This window comes from Candidatus Poriferisodalis sp. (genome assembly GCF_965205175.1).
Lineage (GTDB): Bacteria > Actinomycetota > Acidimicrobiia > Acidimicrobiales > Poriferisodalaceae > Poriferisodalis.
In genome coordinates, this window is the sequence record NZ_OZ242038.1 from 973,245 (window position 1) to 991,611 (window position 18,367).

Annotated in this window: 20 protein-coding genes; 9 read left to right on the forward strand and 11 right to left on the reverse strand. The window is 67.6% G+C overall.

Going from position 1 to position 18,367, the window contains the following annotated elements; all coding sequences use genetic code 11:
- Positions 1 to 35: 35 nt before the first annotated feature.
- Both ACOGI4_RS04305 and ACOGI4_RS04310 read right to left on the reverse strand, forming a co-directional pair.
- The gene (locus tag ACOGI4_RS04305; RefSeq protein ID WP_419842698.1) at positions 36 to 1,124 is read right to left on the reverse strand and encodes a phosphotransferase; all 1,089 of its coding nucleotides are present in this window, start codon (positions 1,122 to 1,124) and stop codon (positions 36 to 38) included.
- Entirely contained in the window at positions 1,121 to 2,269 is a 1,149-nt protein-coding gene (locus tag ACOGI4_RS04310) for an oxidoreductase family protein (RefSeq protein ID WP_419842699.1), read from the reverse strand. The genes ACOGI4_RS04305 and ACOGI4_RS04310 overlap by 4 nt, the downstream gene beginning before the upstream one ends.
- Before the next feature lie 74 nt (positions 2,270 to 2,343).
- Between ACOGI4_RS04310 and ACOGI4_RS04315 the strand changes: the two genes are divergently transcribed.
- A complete protein-coding gene (locus ACOGI4_RS04315) occupies positions 2,344 to 2,832 on the forward strand; it encodes a nuclear transport factor 2 family protein (protein WP_419842700.1) in 489 nt (162 codons plus the stop codon).
- 32 nt (positions 2,833 to 2,864) lie between these two features.
- On the opposite strand, the gene ACOGI4_RS04320 is transcribed toward ACOGI4_RS04315, so the two are convergent.
- The 3 genes from ACOGI4_RS04320 to ACOGI4_RS04330 are packed head-to-tail and all read right to left on the reverse strand — an operon-like array spanning position 2,865 to position 3,964.
- A complete protein-coding gene (locus ACOGI4_RS04320; RefSeq protein WP_419842701.1) occupies positions 2,865 to 3,461 on the reverse strand; it encodes a hypothetical protein in 597 nt (198 codons plus the stop codon).
- Entirely contained in the window at positions 3,458 to 3,742 is a 285-nt protein-coding gene (locus ACOGI4_RS04325) for a carboxymuconolactone decarboxylase family protein (RefSeq protein WP_419842702.1), read from the reverse strand. The genes ACOGI4_RS04320 and ACOGI4_RS04325 overlap by 4 nt, the downstream gene beginning before the upstream one ends.
- Positions 3,743 to 3,778: 36 nt before the next feature.
- A complete protein-coding gene (locus ACOGI4_RS04330) occupies positions 3,779 to 3,964 on the reverse strand; it encodes a hypothetical protein (protein WP_419842703.1) in 186 nt (61 codons plus the stop codon).
- Positions 3,965 to 4,028: 64 nt separating this feature from the next.
- Between ACOGI4_RS04330 and ACOGI4_RS04335 the strand changes: the two genes are divergently transcribed.
- From ACOGI4_RS04335 to ACOGI4_RS04360, 6 genes are all read left to right on the forward strand, one after another.
- Complete coding sequence (locus ACOGI4_RS04335) at positions 4,029 to 5,591, forward strand: AMP-binding protein (protein WP_419842704.1); 1,563 nt, start codon at positions 4,029 to 4,031, stop codon at positions 5,589 to 5,591.
- A gap of 138 nt (positions 5,592 to 5,729) precedes the next feature.
- On the forward strand, positions 5,730 to 7,067 hold the full coding sequence (locus ACOGI4_RS04340) for an aromatic ring-hydroxylating oxygenase subunit alpha (RefSeq protein WP_419842705.1): 1,338 nt from the start codon (positions 5,730 to 5,732) through the stop codon (positions 7,065 to 7,067).
- The gene (locus tag ACOGI4_RS04345) at positions 7,064 to 7,486 is read left to right on the forward strand and encodes a Rieske (2Fe-2S) protein (RefSeq protein WP_419842706.1); all 423 of its coding nucleotides are present in this window, start codon (positions 7,064 to 7,066) and stop codon (positions 7,484 to 7,486) included. The genes ACOGI4_RS04340 and ACOGI4_RS04345 overlap by 4 nt, the downstream gene beginning before the upstream one ends.
- 150 nt (positions 7,487 to 7,636) lie before the next feature.
- On the forward strand, positions 7,637 to 9,382 hold the full coding sequence (locus tag ACOGI4_RS04350; protein ID WP_419842707.1) for a PEP-utilizing enzyme: 1,746 nt from the start codon (positions 7,637 to 7,639) through the stop codon (positions 9,380 to 9,382).
- Complete coding sequence (locus ACOGI4_RS04355; protein WP_419842708.1) at positions 9,379 to 10,350, forward strand: TIGR03621 family F420-dependent LLM class oxidoreductase; 972 nt, start codon at positions 9,379 to 9,381, stop codon at positions 10,348 to 10,350. Before ACOGI4_RS04350 ends, ACOGI4_RS04355 begins: the two co-directional genes overlap by 4 nt.
- A gap of 36 nt (positions 10,351 to 10,386) precedes the next feature.
- Positions 10,387 to 11,712 carry a cytochrome P450 gene (locus ACOGI4_RS04360; protein ID WP_419842709.1) on the forward strand — a complete coding sequence of 442 codons (1,326 nt, stop codon included), beginning with the start codon at positions 10,387 to 10,389 and terminating at the stop codon, positions 11,710 to 11,712.
- 77 nt (positions 11,713 to 11,789) lie between these two features.
- Here the strand turns inward: ACOGI4_RS04360 and ACOGI4_RS04365 are convergent, their stop codons facing one another.
- The 4 genes from ACOGI4_RS04365 to ACOGI4_RS04380 form a co-directional block, all read right to left on the reverse strand.
- A complete protein-coding gene (locus tag ACOGI4_RS04365) occupies positions 11,790 to 12,596 on the reverse strand; it encodes a ThuA domain-containing protein (RefSeq protein WP_419842710.1) in 807 nt (268 codons plus the stop codon).
- On the reverse strand, positions 12,593 to 13,348 hold the full coding sequence (locus ACOGI4_RS04370) for an SDR family NAD(P)-dependent oxidoreductase (RefSeq protein ID WP_419842711.1): 756 nt from the start codon (positions 13,346 to 13,348) through the stop codon (positions 12,593 to 12,595). Before ACOGI4_RS04370 ends, ACOGI4_RS04365 begins: the two co-directional genes overlap by 4 nt.
- 98 nt (positions 13,349 to 13,446) lie before the next feature.
- Complete coding sequence (locus ACOGI4_RS04375; protein ID WP_419842712.1) at positions 13,447 to 14,724, reverse strand: acyl-CoA dehydrogenase family protein; 1,278 nt, start codon at positions 14,722 to 14,724, stop codon at positions 13,447 to 13,449.
- A 27-nt stretch (positions 14,725 to 14,751) separates the two neighbouring features.
- Entirely contained in the window at positions 14,752 to 15,039 is a 288-nt protein-coding gene (locus ACOGI4_RS04380; protein WP_419842713.1) for a DUF1330 domain-containing protein, read from the reverse strand.
- Positions 15,040 to 15,094: 55 nt separating this feature from the next.
- On the opposite strand from ACOGI4_RS04380, the gene ACOGI4_RS04385 reads away from it, so the two are divergent.
- Complete coding sequence (locus ACOGI4_RS04385; RefSeq protein WP_419842714.1) at positions 15,095 to 16,018, forward strand: enoyl-CoA hydratase; 924 nt, start codon at positions 15,095 to 15,097, stop codon at positions 16,016 to 16,018.
- Positions 16,019 to 16,068: 50 nt separating this feature from the next.
- On the opposite strand, the gene ACOGI4_RS04390 is transcribed toward ACOGI4_RS04385, so the two are convergent.
- Together ACOGI4_RS04390 and ACOGI4_RS04395 are read right to left on the reverse strand one after the other, a co-directional pair.
- Entirely contained in the window at positions 16,069 to 16,614 is a 546-nt protein-coding gene (locus ACOGI4_RS04390) for a nuclear transport factor 2 family protein (protein WP_419842715.1), read from the reverse strand.
- Positions 16,611 to 17,408 carry an SDR family NAD(P)-dependent oxidoreductase gene (locus ACOGI4_RS04395; protein ID WP_419842716.1) on the reverse strand — a complete coding sequence of 266 codons (798 nt, stop codon included), beginning with the start codon at positions 17,406 to 17,408 and terminating at the stop codon, positions 16,611 to 16,613. Before ACOGI4_RS04395 ends, ACOGI4_RS04390 begins: the two co-directional genes overlap by 4 nt.
- A gap of 152 nt (positions 17,409 to 17,560) precedes the next feature.
- On the opposite strand from ACOGI4_RS04395, the gene ACOGI4_RS04400 reads away from it, so the two are divergent.
- Entirely contained in the window at positions 17,561 to 18,340 is a 780-nt protein-coding gene (locus ACOGI4_RS04400) for an SDR family NAD(P)-dependent oxidoreductase (RefSeq protein ID WP_419842717.1), read from the forward strand.
- Positions 18,341 to 18,367 lie beyond the last annotated feature (27 nt).

Below are 18,367 nucleotides of genomic sequence, written 5' to 3' on the forward strand. Positions count from 1 at the left end.
CGCAGCTCGCGCCGACCGCTGCGCCCAGGCAGCACTCAGGCCAGCTCGTCGAGGTTCTCCCAGGCTCGGAGGTCTTCCACGGCCTGAAACGGTCGGATCGTCATGGCGTCCAGCAATGCACGGCCGCGTTCGTTGGCCGGCTCCAGGTCCGCTGCGACCGTGATGGCCCAAGCCTGCTGCAACAGGCAGTAGCGATACTCGCGCCAGCACCGCTCGAACGTGTACTCGTCGCTGACGCCCTTGGCCAGCAGCGCTGCGTGGTACTCGTGCACCACGTCGTGCTCCCACGCGCGCCGATTCGCCGTGGTCACCGACGCCGCCATGAAGTTGGCGATGTCCCACACGCCGACATGGCGGGTGCTGAGCTGAAAGTCCAGCACGGTGGTGACGTCGGTCCCGGCCGATCCGCCGAACAGGTAGTTGTCGGCACGGCAGTCGGTGTGGGTGAAGGTGGCGTTGCCTTGGTCGGCCCACCAGTCCAGCAACTCGCCGTAGCAGCCGGTGACCCGCTCGATGCTGTCCAGTGCCGTGCGAGGCAGCCGGCTGCCCCAGCGCGCCGTGAAGCCGTCCCACAGCGCGGTCTGTATCGCAGCGGCGCCCTTGTAGAGGTCGTTGTTCATCGGGGGCAGCCAGTCCAGCGCGTACAGCTCCTCGGATTCCCAGAAGCGGCTGTGCAGGCTGGACACGCACGCGACCACGCTCGTGCAGTCCGCTCGGCTGGCGCCGGCCAGCTGGTCGATCATGCGGGCGCCCACGATCTCTTCGAGGAGCAGCACGAACGGGATGCCGCCCGGCGCCATGTCCGCGGCGTAGCAGTGCGGCACGCGCAACGCGATATCCGGAGCGATCTGGTTGTAGAAGTTGATCTCGCGCACGTAGAAGCCCATGGCCTGCGCGAACGCGATGTTCTCCTCGAACGCCGACTGGCACTTGGCAATGAGCGTCGAAGGACCGTCGTGACCGGCGGCGTAGCTGAGCTTCAGCCTGGACAGCTCTCCCAGGATCCCCACGCCGACCCCCAGCGGCTCTCGTTCGAGACCGACGACGGTGCCGATGCCTGGTACGTCGGCCAGCCGCTCGTTGAGCCAGTCAACCGTGATGTCAGAGGTGTGTTCCGGTATCAACTGGTGTCCTTTCGCTCGGTGAGCAACTCGTGCGCGCCGTGCTGGAAGACGGCGTCGGTGACCCGCTCGATGGCGGCGGTCCACAGCGCCATGGCCCGTTCGCTTGAGGAGTCGAGGGTGCCGGTGGCGAACACCGGAATCACCCATCCGTAGATCAGCCCGACCCGGTAGTCGTCGAGGAGCTGCTCGAAGGGATAGTCGCGCACGCCGCCGGCCGCGAGTGCATCGTGGTAGCAGTGCAAGAGTTCGATTTCGTGGAGGCGGCGCGTGCTGGACTCCAGATTCTGGCTCAGCAGGTAGCCGACATCGGCAGCGCCTCCGCCGGCGCTGATTGCTTGGAAGTCAATGGCGGCCACTTCGCCTACGCCTCCCGCGGTCACATCAGCGGCAGCGTCGTCGAAGAACAGGTTGTCGGCTCGGTAGTCGAAGTGGACCAAGGTTCGTGGCATGGCGCCCAGCCGCCTCAGCAGCTGCGGGTGATTCGCCTCGTAGTCCCGTGCCAGTTTGCGCGTCTCGGGTTCGAGTGCGTCGTCGAACAGCGAGAGGAAGCCGGGCAGCGATGCGGCGTAGATCGATTGGCCGATCAGATTCAGCGGACCGTCGATGTCGGGAACGAAGCTCGCCGCTTCGAGTCCAGCGCCGTTCCAGAACCGTGCATGGTGCGCGCCCAGCCCGGTCAGCGCGCTGGCCGTCTGCTCCGCACTCAGCCCTGCGAGCTGATCGCCCAAGGTCATCGAGCTGAGATCCTCGAGGACCAGCAGGTAGCGCTCGTCCTCGTCGGGGTCCGGTGAGGTCTCGCAGGTGATGTGGTAGGTGCGGGGCGTCCGCAGCGGTGTGAGGTGCGCCAGCTCCGCGTAGAAGCGGTGTTCCCGCTCATAGACGCGTGTGGGACGCATCATGGCGGCGACCTCGGGGTTTGCCGTCGGGAACTTCACTACCACCGACGCCGGCTCGCCGCCGGTCGCATTCGCGTAGCGGACCTCGACTCGGCCGACTTCGCCCATGAACCCCACGCCGATTGCCGATGGCTCGCAGGCGATGCTGGTCACCGAGGTCTGCGCACCGATGGTGCCGCTGTCGCGCAGGACTGCGGTCAGCCACTCGGCGCTGACATCTGCGGTGCAGGCAGGAATGCTGACGTCCATGCCTGAAATCTAAGCCGCAATCTCAGCCGCGGCCGCCAGTGCTCGCCGAGCCAGTGCCCGCCTAAGGTGAGCATATGTCTGCGCCGAGCCGAGATCCGATTGCCGCATTGGTCCATCTCTATGCCGACGCCGTGGTGCATCACGACGGCGTGCAGTGGGGGTCGACGTGGGCCCTCGACGCGCACTGGGATCTCGGCCAGGGCCGTCGACTGGTCGGACGAGACGCCATCGTCGAGTTCTGGCACGGTGCCATGAGCAGGTTCTCCGCCGTGGTGCAGACGGTGTTGAACGGCACCTACGAGCTGGACGCCGAGACCGGCACCGGAACCGGGCGCTGGTACATCGCCGAGCACTTCGAGCGGGTCGGCGGCGAGAAGGGCAAGTTGCTCGCCCACTACGACGATGCCTACGTCCTCACTGACGACGGCTGGAGATTCGCCAGCCGCGAGCTCACCGTTCACTACGGCGGCCCGCAGGACCTCTCTGGCCAGTTCCTGAACGCCCAGTTCGCCAAGACCCAGTCCGGCGAGGCCCCCTCCGGCGAGGCTGGCTCAGGGGACTGAACGACGGCGCAAGCAGGCTCGGCGCTGGCCCGTCAGTCGCCGGGAGTCTGCACGAACGATGCAGTCCGTCCGGCCGGGGAGTTCTTGAACATCTGCTCTGCGTCGAAGCCGATGCGCAGGTCGGGCTCGATCTCGATGATCACCCTCCCGTCGGTGTCGAGGTGCTTGCAGAACGCCGCTTGCGCAGCGTCGTCGCCGGGCCGCACCCGTGCTGCCAGCGCCGGATAGAACCAAGCCTTGGCAGCGTCGTCGTCCCGCACTGCGGCCGTGCCCTTGTAGGTGACGGTCTGGCTGATGCCGATGTCGGTGCCGCGGCTAGAGATCGCGAGGGCGACACGCGGCCGGGCGATCACCGCCGGCACCCGCTTGCGCCGGCGGGTGCAGGTGACCCAGAAGCGGCCGTCGCGCATTACGAAGTTCATGATGACGCCGACCGGCTCGCCGGCGCTGTTCGTCCACATGAACGTGCATTCCGTCTGAGCGGAGAGCAACTGCTGCTCGCGCTCGTCGGACAGGCTGAACACCGAGACGTCCTCGTAGCTGTCGACGTAGCTGTCTTGGCTGTCGCCGCCGGGTTCACGCCGGACGCCGTCGTCCTCACCGCCAAGGGCGGCTGCCGGCCGGCTCACGGGGCGTGTGCCGGTTCGCGGCTCCACAGCACGTCGAAGTCGACGGCCACGTCCAGCACTTGGAGTGCGCGTCCGATGCCGGTGCAGAACCCGGCCGTGACCGTGAGCTCCAGCAGTTCTCGCTCTGAGAAGCGCTCGCTCAGCCGTGCCCAGAACTCGTCGTCGATCGAGGTGTGGTCCAGCGCGAATCGCTCGCCGAACTCGATGGCGAGCTTCTCACGCTCGGAGAATTCGTCGATCTCGCTGTAGCGGTCGACGGCGCCGTAGAGTTCGTCGTCCATGCCTTGCTGCATCGCCGATGCAGCCCGAGTGTTCAGTCAGACGTGGCATCGGTTGAGCTGCGCAATTCTCATGCGCATCGCCTCGCGCTCGCGAATCGGCAAGCTGCACTGCTCGTACACCGCGGCACTCATGGCGTGGAGCCCTTCGCCCAGATGCGGTGCGATGTTCCACAGGCGGGATGCTTCTTTGCCCGTGCCGGGCGGTACCTCGATGCGTGCCATCGCTCGGCCTCCTTCTGCGTGAGACGCGCCAGCCCCGTGAAACTAGCCTGCCGAGCTGCGCCCTATGCCTGCCTTTGCCAAAGCGGCCGCTGCGATGGACCCGACCGGGTTCGCTCTGGTCGATCCCAACGGCGAGATGACGTGGGGACAGGTCGATCTCGCCTTGAACCGTTGCGCGCAGGCGTTGCTCGCAACTGCGCTGGGCCCGCGTCGGCGCATTGCCGTGTTTGCGGAGAACGCTGCCGAGGTAGCACTCGCCCACTTGGGCGGCCTGCTGGCCGGATGCTCCTCGGTGCCGGTCAACTTTCACCTCAACGCCGCCGAGGCTGCCTACGTGCTCGCCGACTCGCAGACCGAGGTGTTGTTCGTCGGCCCGGCAACTGCTGAACGCGGCCTGGCCGCAGCACGCACGGCGGGCGTCAGCCAAGTTGTCGGCTGGGACTGCGACGCGCTGCGGCGTGACATCGTGCCGTGGACAGATTGGCTCGCCGACGCTGACGATGCCGATCCGCCCGACGACATCACTCCACTGGCGAACCTGCTGTACACCTCAGGCACCACTGGCACCCCCAAGGGAACCGAGCTGCCGCCCACCATGTTCGCCGGCGGTACCAACATGAGCGAGCACCTGGCGGCGCTCGCAGCCGGACGCTTCGCCGGATCCGGCACGCACCTGGTGGTGGGGCCGATGTACCACACCGGACCGCTGTCGGGAATGCGCCTGCTGGCCACGGGAACCCCGTCGGTCATTCTCGGCCGATTCGACGCCGAGGCCACCTTGGCGGCCGTCGATCGCTACCGCACGGGCAGCTCAGTGATGGTCCCCACGCATTTCGTGCGGCTGCTGGGGCTGCCACCCGAGGTCAAGGACCGCTACGACGTCAGCTCCATGCGGCTGGTGGCGCACACCGGGGCGAGCTGTCCCGTGGAGGTCAAGCAGGCGATGATCGACTGGTGGGGCCCGGTGTTCACCGACGCGTACGGCGCAACCGAAGTGGGCACGGTGTGCTCGATCACCAGCGAGGAGTGGCTGGCGCACCGGGGATCCGTGGGCCGACCGATAGCGCCGTTCTCCGCGCTCGTGCTCGACGAGGCGGGCAACGAGCTGGCACCGAACACCGAAGGCCGTCTGTACTTCCGTGACGCCAGCGGCCGAGGGATCGTCTATCCGAACGATCCCGCCAAGACCGCTGCGTCCAACCCCGAGCCCGGCCTGTTCACGCTCGGCGAGATCGGCCGCATCGACGACGACGGTTACGTCTATGTCACCGACCGCTTCAGCGACATGGTGGTCAGCGGCGGCGCGAACCTCTACCCGGCCGAGGCGGAGCAGCACTTGGTGGATCACCCGGCGATTGCCGACGTGGCGTGCATCGGCGTGCCGCACCCGGAGATGGGCGAAGAGCTTCGAGCGCTCATCGTGCCCCGAGACGGCGCAGTCGGCGGGTTCGACGCCGAAGAGGTCGCAGCGTGGCTGGCGACGCGTCTGACCCCGATGAAGTGTCCGCGCAGCTACGAGCTGGTCGCAGACCTGGGTCGCAGCACCATGGGCAAGCTCAACAAGCGCCGCTTGCGTGAGGCGTATCTCGCAGGCGAACTGGCACTGCCCGACCAGCCTGCGCCCTGATCGCGGCACGCGACCGCGCGTTACTGTGGACCCAGCAGGTGCCACAGCGCGTGCCGTATGCGGCACGCCGAGTCAGCGCCGAACCAGCTCGGTATGACTCGGCCCGCACACTGGCACCGGCGGAGAAAGGCAGCAGTCGTGAGCGATGTCATCGAGATCAGAGGAATCAGCCGCGCCAAGGCGCCGGAACCGGAGATGAGCGCTCGCCCCATCACCGGTGAGCGTTACTTCTCGGCCGACGTCGCGCAAGCAGAATGGGATGCCCTGTGGCCTCGGGTCTGGCAGGTGGCCGGGCGCGTGGACCAGGTGCCCGAGGCGGGCGATTACGTCACCTATGAGGTCGGCCGCGACTCGGTGCTGTGCGTGCGGGGCGACGACGGCCGCATCCGCGCGTTCTTCAACGTCTGCCAGCACCGCGGCAACCGACTGGTCAGCAGCGACGTCGGCACGCTGGCAACCGGCGAGTTTCAGTGCGCCTATCACGGCTGGCGCTTCGACACCACCGGAGTGCTGCGCTGGGTCCACGACGAAGACGACTTTCCCCAGGGCAGCCCGTGCGGCAATCGGAATCTGGTCGAGATTCCCTGCGACACCTGGGCCGGCTTCATCTGGTTCAACATGGACCAGGCGTGCGACGACCTGCGCTCGTGGCTGCACCCGGTCGCCGACCACCTCGACGCGTACCGCATGGAGGACATGAAGCGCACCCACTGGGTCACCGTCATCGGGGACTGGAACTGGAAGTGCGTGCAGGACAACTTCAACGAGAGCTACCACCTGCCCTTCGTTCACCCGCAGACGCTGCACTCCATGAACGAGCACCACAGCGGCTGCCAGTTCGACATGTACCCCAACGGCCACGCCAGGATGCTGATGCCCGGCGGCGGGCCCGGCCCGCACTATCAGGGCCGCACCGAGCGCACGCTCCAGAGCCTCAAGGCTGACATGGAGTTCTGGGAGCTGGACCCGTCGCCGTTCACCTCCGACGTGAGCGGCCTGCGCACCGCCCTGCAGCAGCGCAAACGCGAGCTGGGCACCGCCAAGGGCTACGACTTCTCCTCCTACTCAGACGAGCAGCTCACCGACCATTACCACTACACGGTGTTCCCCAATCTCAGCTTCTCCATGAAGCCCGACGGCTGCATCTGGCTGCGCGGCACGCCGCATCCGACCGATCCGCAGAAGTGCGTCTTCGACATGTGGTACCTGACGCTGTTTCCGCGTGGCGCGAAGGAGTACTACTCGAACTCGATGCGCGACTGGGTGTCGGTCGACCACCAGGTAAAGCATCAGATCGGCAAGGTGGGCGAAGTCTCGTGCGGCCCGGGCATCGATCAGGACGTGGCGATCTGGACGACTCAGCAGCAGGGCCTGCGCTCGCGCGGCTACCGCGGCGACTACATGCCCGCCCAGGAGCGCCGCATCCGCTTCTTCCACGACAACATCGACCGCTACCTCGCCATGGGGCCGCTGTGAGCGATGCCGCAGGCGGCCAGACAGAGACAGCCGCAGCCTCAGCCGACGGCGCAGCCTGTGTCAACCTCGGCGACCTAGGCGACCTGCGCGACGGCCAGATGACGTCGTTCCCCGAACTCGGCACCCACGGCGTGGTGGTGTGCCGGGTGGACGGGCAGCTGCGCGCGCTGGTCGACAAGTGCAGCCACGCCGACACGCCGCTGAGCAGCGGCCGCCTGAGGGGCCCGGTGCTGGTGTGCCCGCTGCACGGCGCCGGCTTCGACGTGCGAGACGGCAGCGTGCAGGGCCCTCCGGCGTGGGAGGACGTGGCGACCCACGCGATCAGCGAGACCGCCGACGGCGCGATGGTGGACCTGACCCCGCGTCTGGCCGACGACGGCGGTGCCGCCGAGGTGGGTGCTCGGCTCCGGACTCGCTGACTCGCTCATCAGCCAATCGGCCGATCAGCCCGGCCGCCGCGTCGCTGCCGCGCTGTTCGCACTAGTGTCGTCTGGCGTTGCGTCCATGCATCGCTGCGAGCCGGGCGGCGTGCAGAGCGGGCGTGCAGCGCGTGAGGAGGGCAAGCACACATGCGGGACCGGTGGATCACCGACTACGAGCCCAGCAGGCGTTGGCCGCACTACACGCGTGCCAACGCGGGGGAGGTCATGCCCTCGCCCGTGACGCCCTTGTGCCAGAAGTTCACGTGGGACGAGGGCATCATCCACGGTGCAGCGCAGGGCTCCTGCCGCACCGGCCTGTACGAGCCCCATGAGTACGACCCGGTCCTGCCGGAGGTCTTCGGCTTCTTCGGCGGCTACTTCTACAACAATCTGGCGAACATCCGGATGCAGGGCGTCCGCAATCCGATCGTGACGGTGGAGCAGCTCGACACGGCGTTCTTCGGCGACCATCCCGACGTGCCGCCCTATGAGGAGCATCCCGACGACGCCAAGCCGCATCTGACCGACGGGATCATGGCGCACATCGGCTGGATCATGTCCCGCACGCAATGGCCAGAGCTGATGGCAGACTGCGACCATGTGAACCAGGTGCGCCGCGAGCGCCCCGACCTCACTGCGCTGAGCGATGCACAACTGCTCGAACGCGCTCGCTCCACACTGCCGGACCTGGTGTGGGGCTTCGACCAGCACTACATGTCGTCGTCCTCGTCGGGCATCGCGCCGGGGATCTTCGGCGTGGTAGGCGAGGCAATCGGCGATACCACAATCCCGATGCGCCTGGTTGCCGGACTCGGCGACGTGGACTCGGCAGCTCCCAGCCTCTCGCTGTGGGAGCTGGGACGGGCCATCCGCGGCTCGACGACGCTGACGGCGCTCTTCGATGCGGGCCTAGACGGCCTCGAGCAGCGGCTGCGGTCCTCGCACGACGCGCCAGCGCAGGATTTCGTGGCCGACTTCGATGCCTTCTTGGTCGAGTTCGGCAGCCGCGGGCCGAACGAGTGGGAGATCAGTGCCGAGACGTGGGAGACTAAGCCCGCATTGGTGCTGGCGATGCTGGATCGGATCCGCCTCCAAGACGACGACGAGTCACCGCATCGGCGCGCGCAAGCGCGCACCGCTGAACGCGAAGCGCTCACCGCCGAAGTTCGTGCCAAGCTGAGCGAGATCGGCAACGAGGAGCTGACCGGCCAGTTCGAGGCAGCGCTGGTTGCGGCGAACTTCATGGTCTACCGCGAGCGCACCAAGACGAACATCATCAAGACGGTGCACGAGGGCCGGATGGTGTTCCGGGAGCTGGGCCGCCGCCACACCGCAGCTGGCAACATCGGCGATCCGTTCCACGTCTTCATGCTGCTCTCCGCCGAGCTGGACGACTTCGTGGCCGACCCGGCGTCGTTCGCTGACACACTCGCCGAGCGCGACGCGCAGTGGCGGCAGCTGGCCGACCTCGAACCGCCGTTCATCATCGCCGACGCGCAGGTGCCTCCGCTGAGCGAATGGCCCCGCAAGGATCAGACCACCGCGACAGCGGCCGGCGAGGGCGACGTGCTCACGGGTCTGGCCGGCAGCCCGGGCGTCTACACGGGACGAGCACGGGTGATCACCGATCCTGGCGATCCGGGCGCACTCGACCCGGGCGACGTGATGGTGGCGCCGAGCACCGATCCGGGATGGACGCCGCTGTTCATGACCGCAGGTGCAGCGGTGGTGAACGTGGGCGGCCAGATCAGCCACGCCATCATCGTGAGCCGCGAACTGGGGCTGCCGTGTGTGGTCTCGGTTGAGGGCGCCACGAAGATCATCCCCGACGGCGCGGTAGTCGAGGTGGACGGCAACAACGGCCGAGTCACCGTCGTGGAGCTGCCCCAGTGAGCCGGCCATTCCGCTTCGGCGTGCAAGCGTTCAGCGCCGACAGCGCCGCCGAGTGGAAGGACGTGGCTCGTTCGGCGGAGGATCTCGGCTACAGCTGTCTGCATCTGGCCGACCACTACCTCGGTCCGGGAGCGGCGATGACCGCCGCGAGCCACCCGCCCCAGAATCTGGCGGCGCTGCCCGCGATGGCCACCGCCGCGGCGGTGACCGAACGCTTGCTCATCGGGGCGCGGGTCATGTGCGTGGACTACCACCAGCCAGTGGTGCTGGCCAAGTCGCTGGCCACCGTCGACCTGCTGTCCGACGGCCGACTGGAACCCGGATTCGGCGCAGGCTGGGTCACCAGCGAGTACAAGGCGATGGGCGTGCCGATGGAGCGCCCCGGCATCCGAATCGAGCGCATGGTCGAGCACGTGCAGCTGGCGCGGGCGTTCTTCGCCGGCGAGGAGCTCGACTTCGACGGCGAGCACGTGCAGGTTCACGACATGGCCGCCGTGCCCGCCTCGCCGCAGCCGGGCGGACCCAGGGTCATGATCGGCGGCGGATCGCCGCGGGTGTTGCGGACAGCGGGGGCACTGGCCGACATCGTCTCGATCAACTTCGACAACTCCGCAGGCAAGATCGGCGCGCACGGCATCGGGTCCGGCACTGCGTCGGGCACTGCGGCGAAGATCGGCTGGGTGCGCGATGGCGCCGGGGAACGCTTCGACGACCTGGAGATCGAGATCGGCGCCTACTTCACGACGGTGACCGACGCCACCAAGGCGACGCTGGATGCGATGTCGAAGGCGCTGGGCATGACGCCCGAGGTGCTGGCGCACCATCCGCATGCGCTCATCGGCTCGGTCGATGAGATCTGCGAGACGCTGCAGCGGCGCCGCGACGAGTACGGCATCAGCTACGTGACCGTCGGCGGCGCGAACATGCAGGCATTCGCCCCGGTGGTAGCTGCACTGTCGGGCACCTGAGGGGAAGGTACGCACATGGCCGCAACGACCACCTCCGTGAGCAGTCTGGCTGGTGATCCGCGCACTGCCGACTCCGTCGAACTGGCCGATTTCGGGCTGTTCGACCCGGCGATCCAGCAGTGCCCGCACGCCTACTACGCCAAGATGCAACACGAGGCACCCGTCTTCGAGACCGCCATGGGAGACGCCCCGCTCTACCTGATCACCCGCTACGAGGACATCGTGGAGGTGGTGCGCGACACCGACACGTTCTCCTCGGAGTTCGACACCAGCGGCTACATCAGCAGCGAACTGGCCGAGCGCATGGCGCAGCTGTACCGCAGCGAAGGCGGCTACCCGCGTGTGCGGACCATGCTGACCGCCGACCCGCCGGCGCACACCCGCTTTCGGCGGCTCATCAGCAAGGCGTTCACGCCGAAGGTCATTGCAGACCTGGAGCCGACGATCCGCGACATCACCGTCGGACTGATCGAGGCGATGCTGGCCGCGACATCCGACGGCAGCTCGATCGATTTCGTGGAGGCGTTCGCCGTGCCGCTGCCGGTCACGGTGATCGCGAAGGCACTGAACGTGCCCGATGACCGGCTCGCCGACTTCAAGCGTTGGAGTGACGCGTCCATCGCCGGAATCGGCACCAACATCTCCATCGAGGAGCGTCTTGAGGCTGAGCGCGACGTGATCGAGTACCAGAAGTACTTCGCGCGCCAACTCGAGTTGCGCGAGACGTCGCCGCAGGACGATCTGTTGACCAAGCTGCTCCATGCCCGGATCGACCGGGACCAGGACGGCATCGAGGACAGCGAGGTGTCGGACGCACCGCTGAACATGGCGGAGATGCTCAGCATCATCCAGCAGCTGCTCGTCGCCGGCAACGAGACCACGACGAAGCTGCTGACCGAGACGATGCGCTTGCTGGGCGAGCATCCAGCGCAGTGGCAGGCGTTGCAAGACGACGCCGCACGGGCGCGTGCGGTGGTGGAAGAGGCGTTGCGCCTCTCGACGCCGACTCAGGGCATGTTCCGGGTGGTGCGCAAGGACACCACGGTGGCCGGGGTCGAGATTCCGGCCGGTGCTCGTGTGGTGGTGATGTACTCCGCTGCCAACCGCGATCCGCAGGTGTTCGACGATCCGCAGTCGTTCTGCCCCGAGCGTGCCGGCGCTTCGAGCCATCTGGCATTCGGACGCGGCATTCACTTCTGCGTCGGGGCTGCGTTGTCACGGCTCGAAGGCAGAGTGGCCCTCGAGGAGCTGAGCCGCCGTCTGTCCTCGTTCGAGCTTGACGTCGCCAATACCTACGAGTACCACCCCAGCTTCATGCTGCGCGGCCTGAAGCGTCTCGACCTCCGGCTGACCGGCGCCTGACTCGACTCCGGGCCGGCTCGCTTCGGGCCAGTTCGACGTGGGCCCCGAAGACTGGTACAGCGACTGGTGCAGCGGGCTCAGCCGTCCGCGGGTTCCTCGCGGAGCGCCCAGCGGATCGCACGTCGCAGCAGCTCGTAGTACTGCGGTTTCGTCCACGAACACCGCTCGACGGTCGGGTAGTACGCCAGCACCGGCGCCATGTCCCAGTGCCCTCGGCAGTGGCCGAGCGTGTTGTACAGCACTGCGCCCTGCCCGAGCGGACGCAGGTACTGGACCAAATGTGCCGATTCGGTGTCGGCCCAGTCGAACTCCGCGAAGCCGCGTGCCTGGCCAGACCAGTGCGTGTGCAGCAGCGGGTGCAGGTCGGCACGGCCGTGGTATTCCATCAGGTACAGCTCGTCGTCGGTCTCGAAGGCCTCGATGCCGGCAACCAGCCAGTGGGCCGGGTCGGCGGCCTCGACCGAGTACGGCTGGATGGGCGGATGCGCAACGAACTGGCTCCCGAGCGTGCGCGCCCACACGGGAAACACTCGCGGCGACTCCACGCCGTTCGGCCGGCCGAGGTCCAGCGCTGCATTCGTGCCGTGCAGGGCAACCCAGCGCCCGCCGCCGCGCACCCAGTCGGAGATCGCTTCCTGCGCCGGCCGCGAGGGACGCACGTCGCAGGTGTAGCTGACCAGGAACGCGCCGCGACAGATGGCCTCGGCGGCCTCGTAATCGGGCCAGACGGTTACTCGCACATGCGGATGCTCCGCCAGCAGCCCCAGCAGTTCGGCGCGCGCGAAATCGATGTCGTGGTACTTGCCGCCTGCCACGAGATGCGCGTCAACGCGAGCAGGCGGCTCGCTCTGCGCGCTGTCTCGGGCTTCGTCGCTGTCGCTCAATAGTTGACCCGCTTGGTGAAGCCGCCGTCCACGGTGAGGTTCGCGCCGTTGATGTGCTTCGCGGCGTCCGACGCCAAGAACACCACGGCGTTGGCGACGTCCTGCGCGGAGCCCAAGTCGCCGCCCGGGTGGGACTTCTGCGTGGCGGCGAAGAAGTCGCCCATGTGCTCCTGGATGCGGTGCCAGTCGCCACCCTCGATGAAGATGGGGCCGGGCTGCACGACGTTGCAGCGGATGCCTTGGGCGCCGAGCACCTGCGCCTGGCCCAGCGTCCAGTTGGTGACCGCTGCCTTGAACGCCGAGTAACTGCTCGAACCCGTCGCGAAGTGCTCAGCCACTGCCGTGGTGCCGATGCTGATGAGCGATCCGCCGCCGTCGGCCAAGGCTTCCTGCGCGGCGGCCACCCCGCCCACCAATGCGGTGAGATCGACGCGGAAGTTGTTGATCCAGTCCTCCAGCTTGCGTTGCGGCTTGGCGGACGTGTTGTGTACGTACACGTCGATGCCGCCCAGCTGTTCGGCGGAGCTGTTCACCCACGCAGTGAGGCTGTCGAGCTCGCCCGCGTCGACGGCGCTGCCGCAGACCGTCCCGCTGCCGGACAGCTCGGTTACCGCGGCAGCGACGCCGTCAGCGTCGCGGGCACAGATCGCAACCGATGCGCCCTCGGCCAGCAGCGTCTCCGCCACAGCCCGCCCAATGCCCTTGGTGGCGCCGGTCACCAGCGCCCTCTTGCCGTTCAGTCCGAGATCCATGGCCTGTCTCCTGTTCTTCGTGGGCTCGTTGTTCGTGATTCGCCGCAGGCGGTGTGCGACTGCTGAATCGCTGTGCCCCTAACTCAGCGGGGCGTAGCTCAACGCGGAACGTCCTTCCACGCGATGTTGCGGTCCACCCGTGGCTCGGGGGGCAGGCCGAGCACCCGTTCGCCGATGATGTTGCGCTGCACCTCGTCGGAGCCGCCGGCGATGCGGTAGCCGGGGGCGCCCAGGACGTGCTCGCCCCACGCGTAGGTTCCCCGCTCGCCCGTGTCGGCCACGAGCCGCGGACCCAAGATCGCCGACACCGTGTCGGCCATGAGCCGCATCCCTTCGGTCCACTTCAGCTTGCCGAGCGAGCCCTCCGGTCCGGGAGTGCCGCCCCGGGCCAAGTCGGCAGCGCGGCGGTTCAAGTGGATCTCGGACTGCAGCTGCACGTAGAGGCGCATCATCGCGTCGCGCACCACCGGATTGCTGGTGACGTCCAAGGCTTCGGCCGTCGAGCGCACCTGCCGCCACGACCCTCCGGGGCGCCGCCCGCCGCCTGAGCTGCCGGTCGCGGAATGATCGCGCTCGAAGCCCAGCGTGGTCAGCGCCACCTTCCAGCCTTCGCCGACAGCGCCGACCCTCAGATCGTCGGCGAGGCGGACATCGTCGAAGAACACTTCGTTGAACGAGGTTCCGCCGCTCATCTGCTTGATGGGCCGCACCGTCACTCCGGCACGATCGAGCGGCAGCAGGAAGGCCGTCATCCCCTTGTGCTTGGGCTGGTCGGGGTCCGTGCGCGCGATGAGCAGCCCGTAGTCGGCGAACTGCGCGCCCGAACTCCACACCTTCTGTCCGTTGACCATCCACTCGTCGCCGTCGCGGACGGCGCGGCAGCCCAGCGACGCCAAGTCGGAGCCGGCACCGGGCTCGGAGAACAGCTGGCAGCAATACAGGTCGGTCCGCAGCAGGCTGCCGATGAACTGCTCCTGCTGCTCAGGTGTGCCGAACGCGCGCACGGTGGGTGCCATGAGGCCCACGGTCACGCTGAACAGCTCGTGACTGTCGGGCACTTGGTACTCGCGCTCGAGACGGCTGTACGCCCGAGCGTGGCGTGAACTCAATCCGAGTCCGCCGAAGGCGGCTGGCCACGCTACGGCGTGGTAGCCCTGCGTGGCCTTGCACTGATTCCAGCTGCGCAGCCGCTCGAGCAGGTCGGCTTCCTCAGCGAAGCTCAGATCGTGGAACACCGACACGCTGAACTGGCCGTTGGCCTGCGCGGTGCTCTCAGCGTGGCCGCCCGACGCATCGGCGGCAGGCCTCGGCTCGGCGTTCTGGCGCAGCCAGTCTGCGGCTCGGGCCGCAAACTCCTCGACGGTGAGCTTGGTCATCGCATCTGGTCGTCGTGTCTAACGACCTCAGCCGATGCCGTCGGCGAGCACGGCGCGGCCGTTCGTGGTCGCGGCCAGCCGGATGCCCACGACGGCTTGGTAGTCGTCTGACTCATAGGCCGCCCGAGCTGCTTCCAGGCTCGGGTACTCGATGACGACCGTCTGCGCCCCGGCATCGCCTTCCTTGACGACCGAAGCGGGATCGAGCACGAGCAGCTTCCCGCCTCCGGCCATGATGGGTGCCGCGCCACGTTGGTACTCCTTGTACCGGTCGGGATCCACGACATCGTAATTCGCAATGAGATATGCAGGCATGCGAACGGTCTAGCAGCCGCAGCGGAACTTCGCGGGGAGTGACTACCGTACGCCCATGAGCGACCGGCCACCCCAAAGCAACGATCAGAGCAACGACCCCACCGAGGCAGAGCCCACCCAGACCGCCCCCGCATCCACGAACGGCTACCAGCGGATCGTCTGCGAGTCGCCGGCCTCGGGTGTAGCTCGCATCATGCTGAATCGTCCAGAGGCAGCCAACGCGCAGGACAAGCAGATGCTCTACGAGCTCACCGCCGCGTTCGACGCTGCCGCAGCAGACGACGAGGTCAAGGTGATCATTCTCGGCGCGCACGGCAAGCACTTCTCGTCCGGGCATGACCTGCGTGACCGGTCGTCGATGGACGGCTTCGACACCGTCGGGCCGGTCGCAGGATTCGCCAAGCCAGGCGCTGAGGGCTGGATGTCCACCGAGCAGGAGATCTACACGGGCATGTGCGCACGATGGCGTGACATCCCCAAGCCGACTATCGCCCAAGTGCAGGGCAAGGTGATCGCCGGCGGGCTGATGCTGGTGTGGCCGTGCGATCTCGTGGTGGCCAGCGAAGACGCCACCTTCTCCGACCCGGTGGTGGCGTTCGGCGTCAACGGCGTCGAGTACTTCGCGCATGCCTTCGAGCTGGGCGCGCGCCGCGCCAAGGAGCTGCTGTTCACTGGCGAGTCAATGTCTGCTGCCGAGGCGCGAGACGTCGGGATGGTGAACCGCGTGGTGCCTCGCGACGAACTTGCCCAGGCAACGCTGGAGCTCGCCGTTCGCATCGCGTCGCGGCCGAGCATGGGGCTGAAGCTGGCCAAGATGTCGGTGAACCAGTCCGTGGATGCCATGGGCTTCCCGCAGGCGTTGCAGCAGGCATTCGGCCTGCAGCACGTCGGCCACGCGCACAACCAGTGGGTACACGGGATGCTGGTGGATCCCGCCGGGGCAGCCGTCATACGAGCCGACGCCGCAGCCGGTCGCTGACGCGGCCTCCTCGCCCAGCCTCCCGCGTCCAGCCTTCTCTGGGCGCAGACTCAGCTCGCGTCGCGGCCCTCGGCACCTCGGCTGGCGCCTGCTCGCCCCGACGCCAGCACCACCTCGACGTTGCCGTCGCGCCACATGGGAATGATGGTGCGGCGACAGATGCGCCAGCCCTCTGAAGTGCGAACGTAGCCGTCCTCGTAGCGGCCGCCGATCTCGAACACTGAGCCGCCGCCGTCGACTTCCCGAACGTGCTGCGCGCGCAGGTAGCAGCGGCCTCGCGCCGTGTCGCCGTCGATGACGATCTGATGGTTGCCCACGAGATGCTGGCTGTCGTCGAGCGGGTTCAGCGCGCCTGACACACGTGCGATGATCTCCTCCACGCCGCGTTGTCCGCCCATGCCGAGGTCCGTCACTGCGTCGGGTGTGAACACCCTGCGCAGCACCTCCCAGTCACGAGTGTCCAAGGCCCAGCAGTAGTCGATGGTGAGCTGGACGATCTCCGCACGGTCGTCACTGCCCAGATGCTGGGGCGGGAACGGGTCGCTCACCGCGGGACCAGAACCGGGCCGCACCGCGCTCGGGAGCGTGTCGGTCATATGAGCGTCCATCCTCCGTCGACGGCGAGGTTCTGGCCGGTGACGTAGCTGGAGGCCGCGCTCGACAAGAACAGCACGGCATGAGCGATCTCCCTGACTTCGGCCGACCGCCCGAGCGGGATGTTCGATGAGCGCTGGGCCATCAGCGGGCCCATGAGACCGCTCGGCGACGGGTTCTGCGGCCACAGCGGCGGAAGCTCGCCGGAGCGCATCTTGGCGAGCGTCGGCACCGGAACGTGTCCCGGACTGACGGCGTTCACTCGGATACCGTGCGGTGCGAGGTCCACGGCGAGACTTCGTGTGAACTGGATTGCGGCAGCTTTGGCGGAGTCGTAGCCGGTCCCCAGGCAGGGCAGCACGCCGTCCACCGATGCGATGACGACGATGGTGCCGGCCCGGCCGCCGTCCACCATGGACTCGGCCGCCGGCTTGGAGCAGTGAAACAGTCCGGCGAGGTTGACGTCGATGGAGCGCTGCCAGCTCTCGACGGACTGGTCCAAGATGCTGCCCGCCTCGCGATAGGTGCCGGCGTTGTTCACCAGCAGGTCGAGACCGTCCAAGCTGCGCACTGCCTCAGCGGCTTGCGCGGCGTCGGTGACGTCGAGCCGCACAGCTTCGCCGTCGATCTCGCGGGCGATGCGTGACGCACCGGCTTCGTCGATGTCGCCGATCGTCACCGATGCCCCGGCAGCGCTCAGTGTGCGGGCGATGCCTTCGCCGATGCCGGTCGCCCCGCCGGTGACCAGTGCCACTCTGCCGTCGAGGTTCAGCAGCGAGCCGATGGATGCTTGCACCCGCACAGCGTAGGGCGCACAGCGTAGGCGGGCGGCTCACCGGCGTTGTTTGGGCGGACCTACAATCGGCCGAGCATCCAATCGGCCGAACATCGAGGTGACGGTCCTTCACTCGGGTATCGATCACTCGGGTATCGAACTGGCGGGGGCAGATGGCAGAACTCACCGGAATGGTCGCCTGCATCACCGGAGGCACGCGCGGCATCGGGCGCGCGACCGCCGAGGCGTTCGTGCGCGAGGGTGCGAGCGTGGTGATCAACGGCCGCGACCCCCACAAGGGTGCGCGGGCGCTGGAAGAGATGGGTGCCGGCGACCGGGTCCATTTCATTGCGGGCGACGTGAAGCAGCGAGCAGATTGCGAAGCCATCGTCGACGGCACCGTCGAGCGCTTCGGCAAGATCGACATTCTGTTCGCCAACGCCGGCGGCGCCAGCGGGCACGCCCCCGTCGCAGAGCTCACCGACGAGGCCATGGCCGATTCGCTGGAGTGGAACTTCTGGCACACGTTCTGGACCATGCGAACAGCGCTCGGCCACATGATCCCCCGCGGCAGCGGCCGCATCATCGCCATGTCGTCGGTGGAGGGCAAGGTGGGCAAGCCCGGCATCTCCATCTACGTCGCCGCGAAGCACGCCATCAATGGCTTGGTGAAGTCGGCAGCGCAGGAAGTGGGTCCGCTCGGCATCACCGTGAATGCGGTGTGCCCCGGCGCCATCGAGACAGACATCATGGCCGCTGAGGGGCCGCCGGCCGCCGAGGCCATGGGTCTCACCTACGAGCAGCTGCTCGAGCAGTTCGCGCAGGAGTCCGCGATCAAGCGGCTGAACGAGGTCGGCGACGTCGCCGAGGTGTGCGTGCTGCTGGCATCGAGCGCGGGAGGCGGGATCAGCGGTTCGCTGATCTCCATCGACGGCGGCACGGCGCCGTACTAGGCAGTACCGACAGGCGCGCCGAAGGAG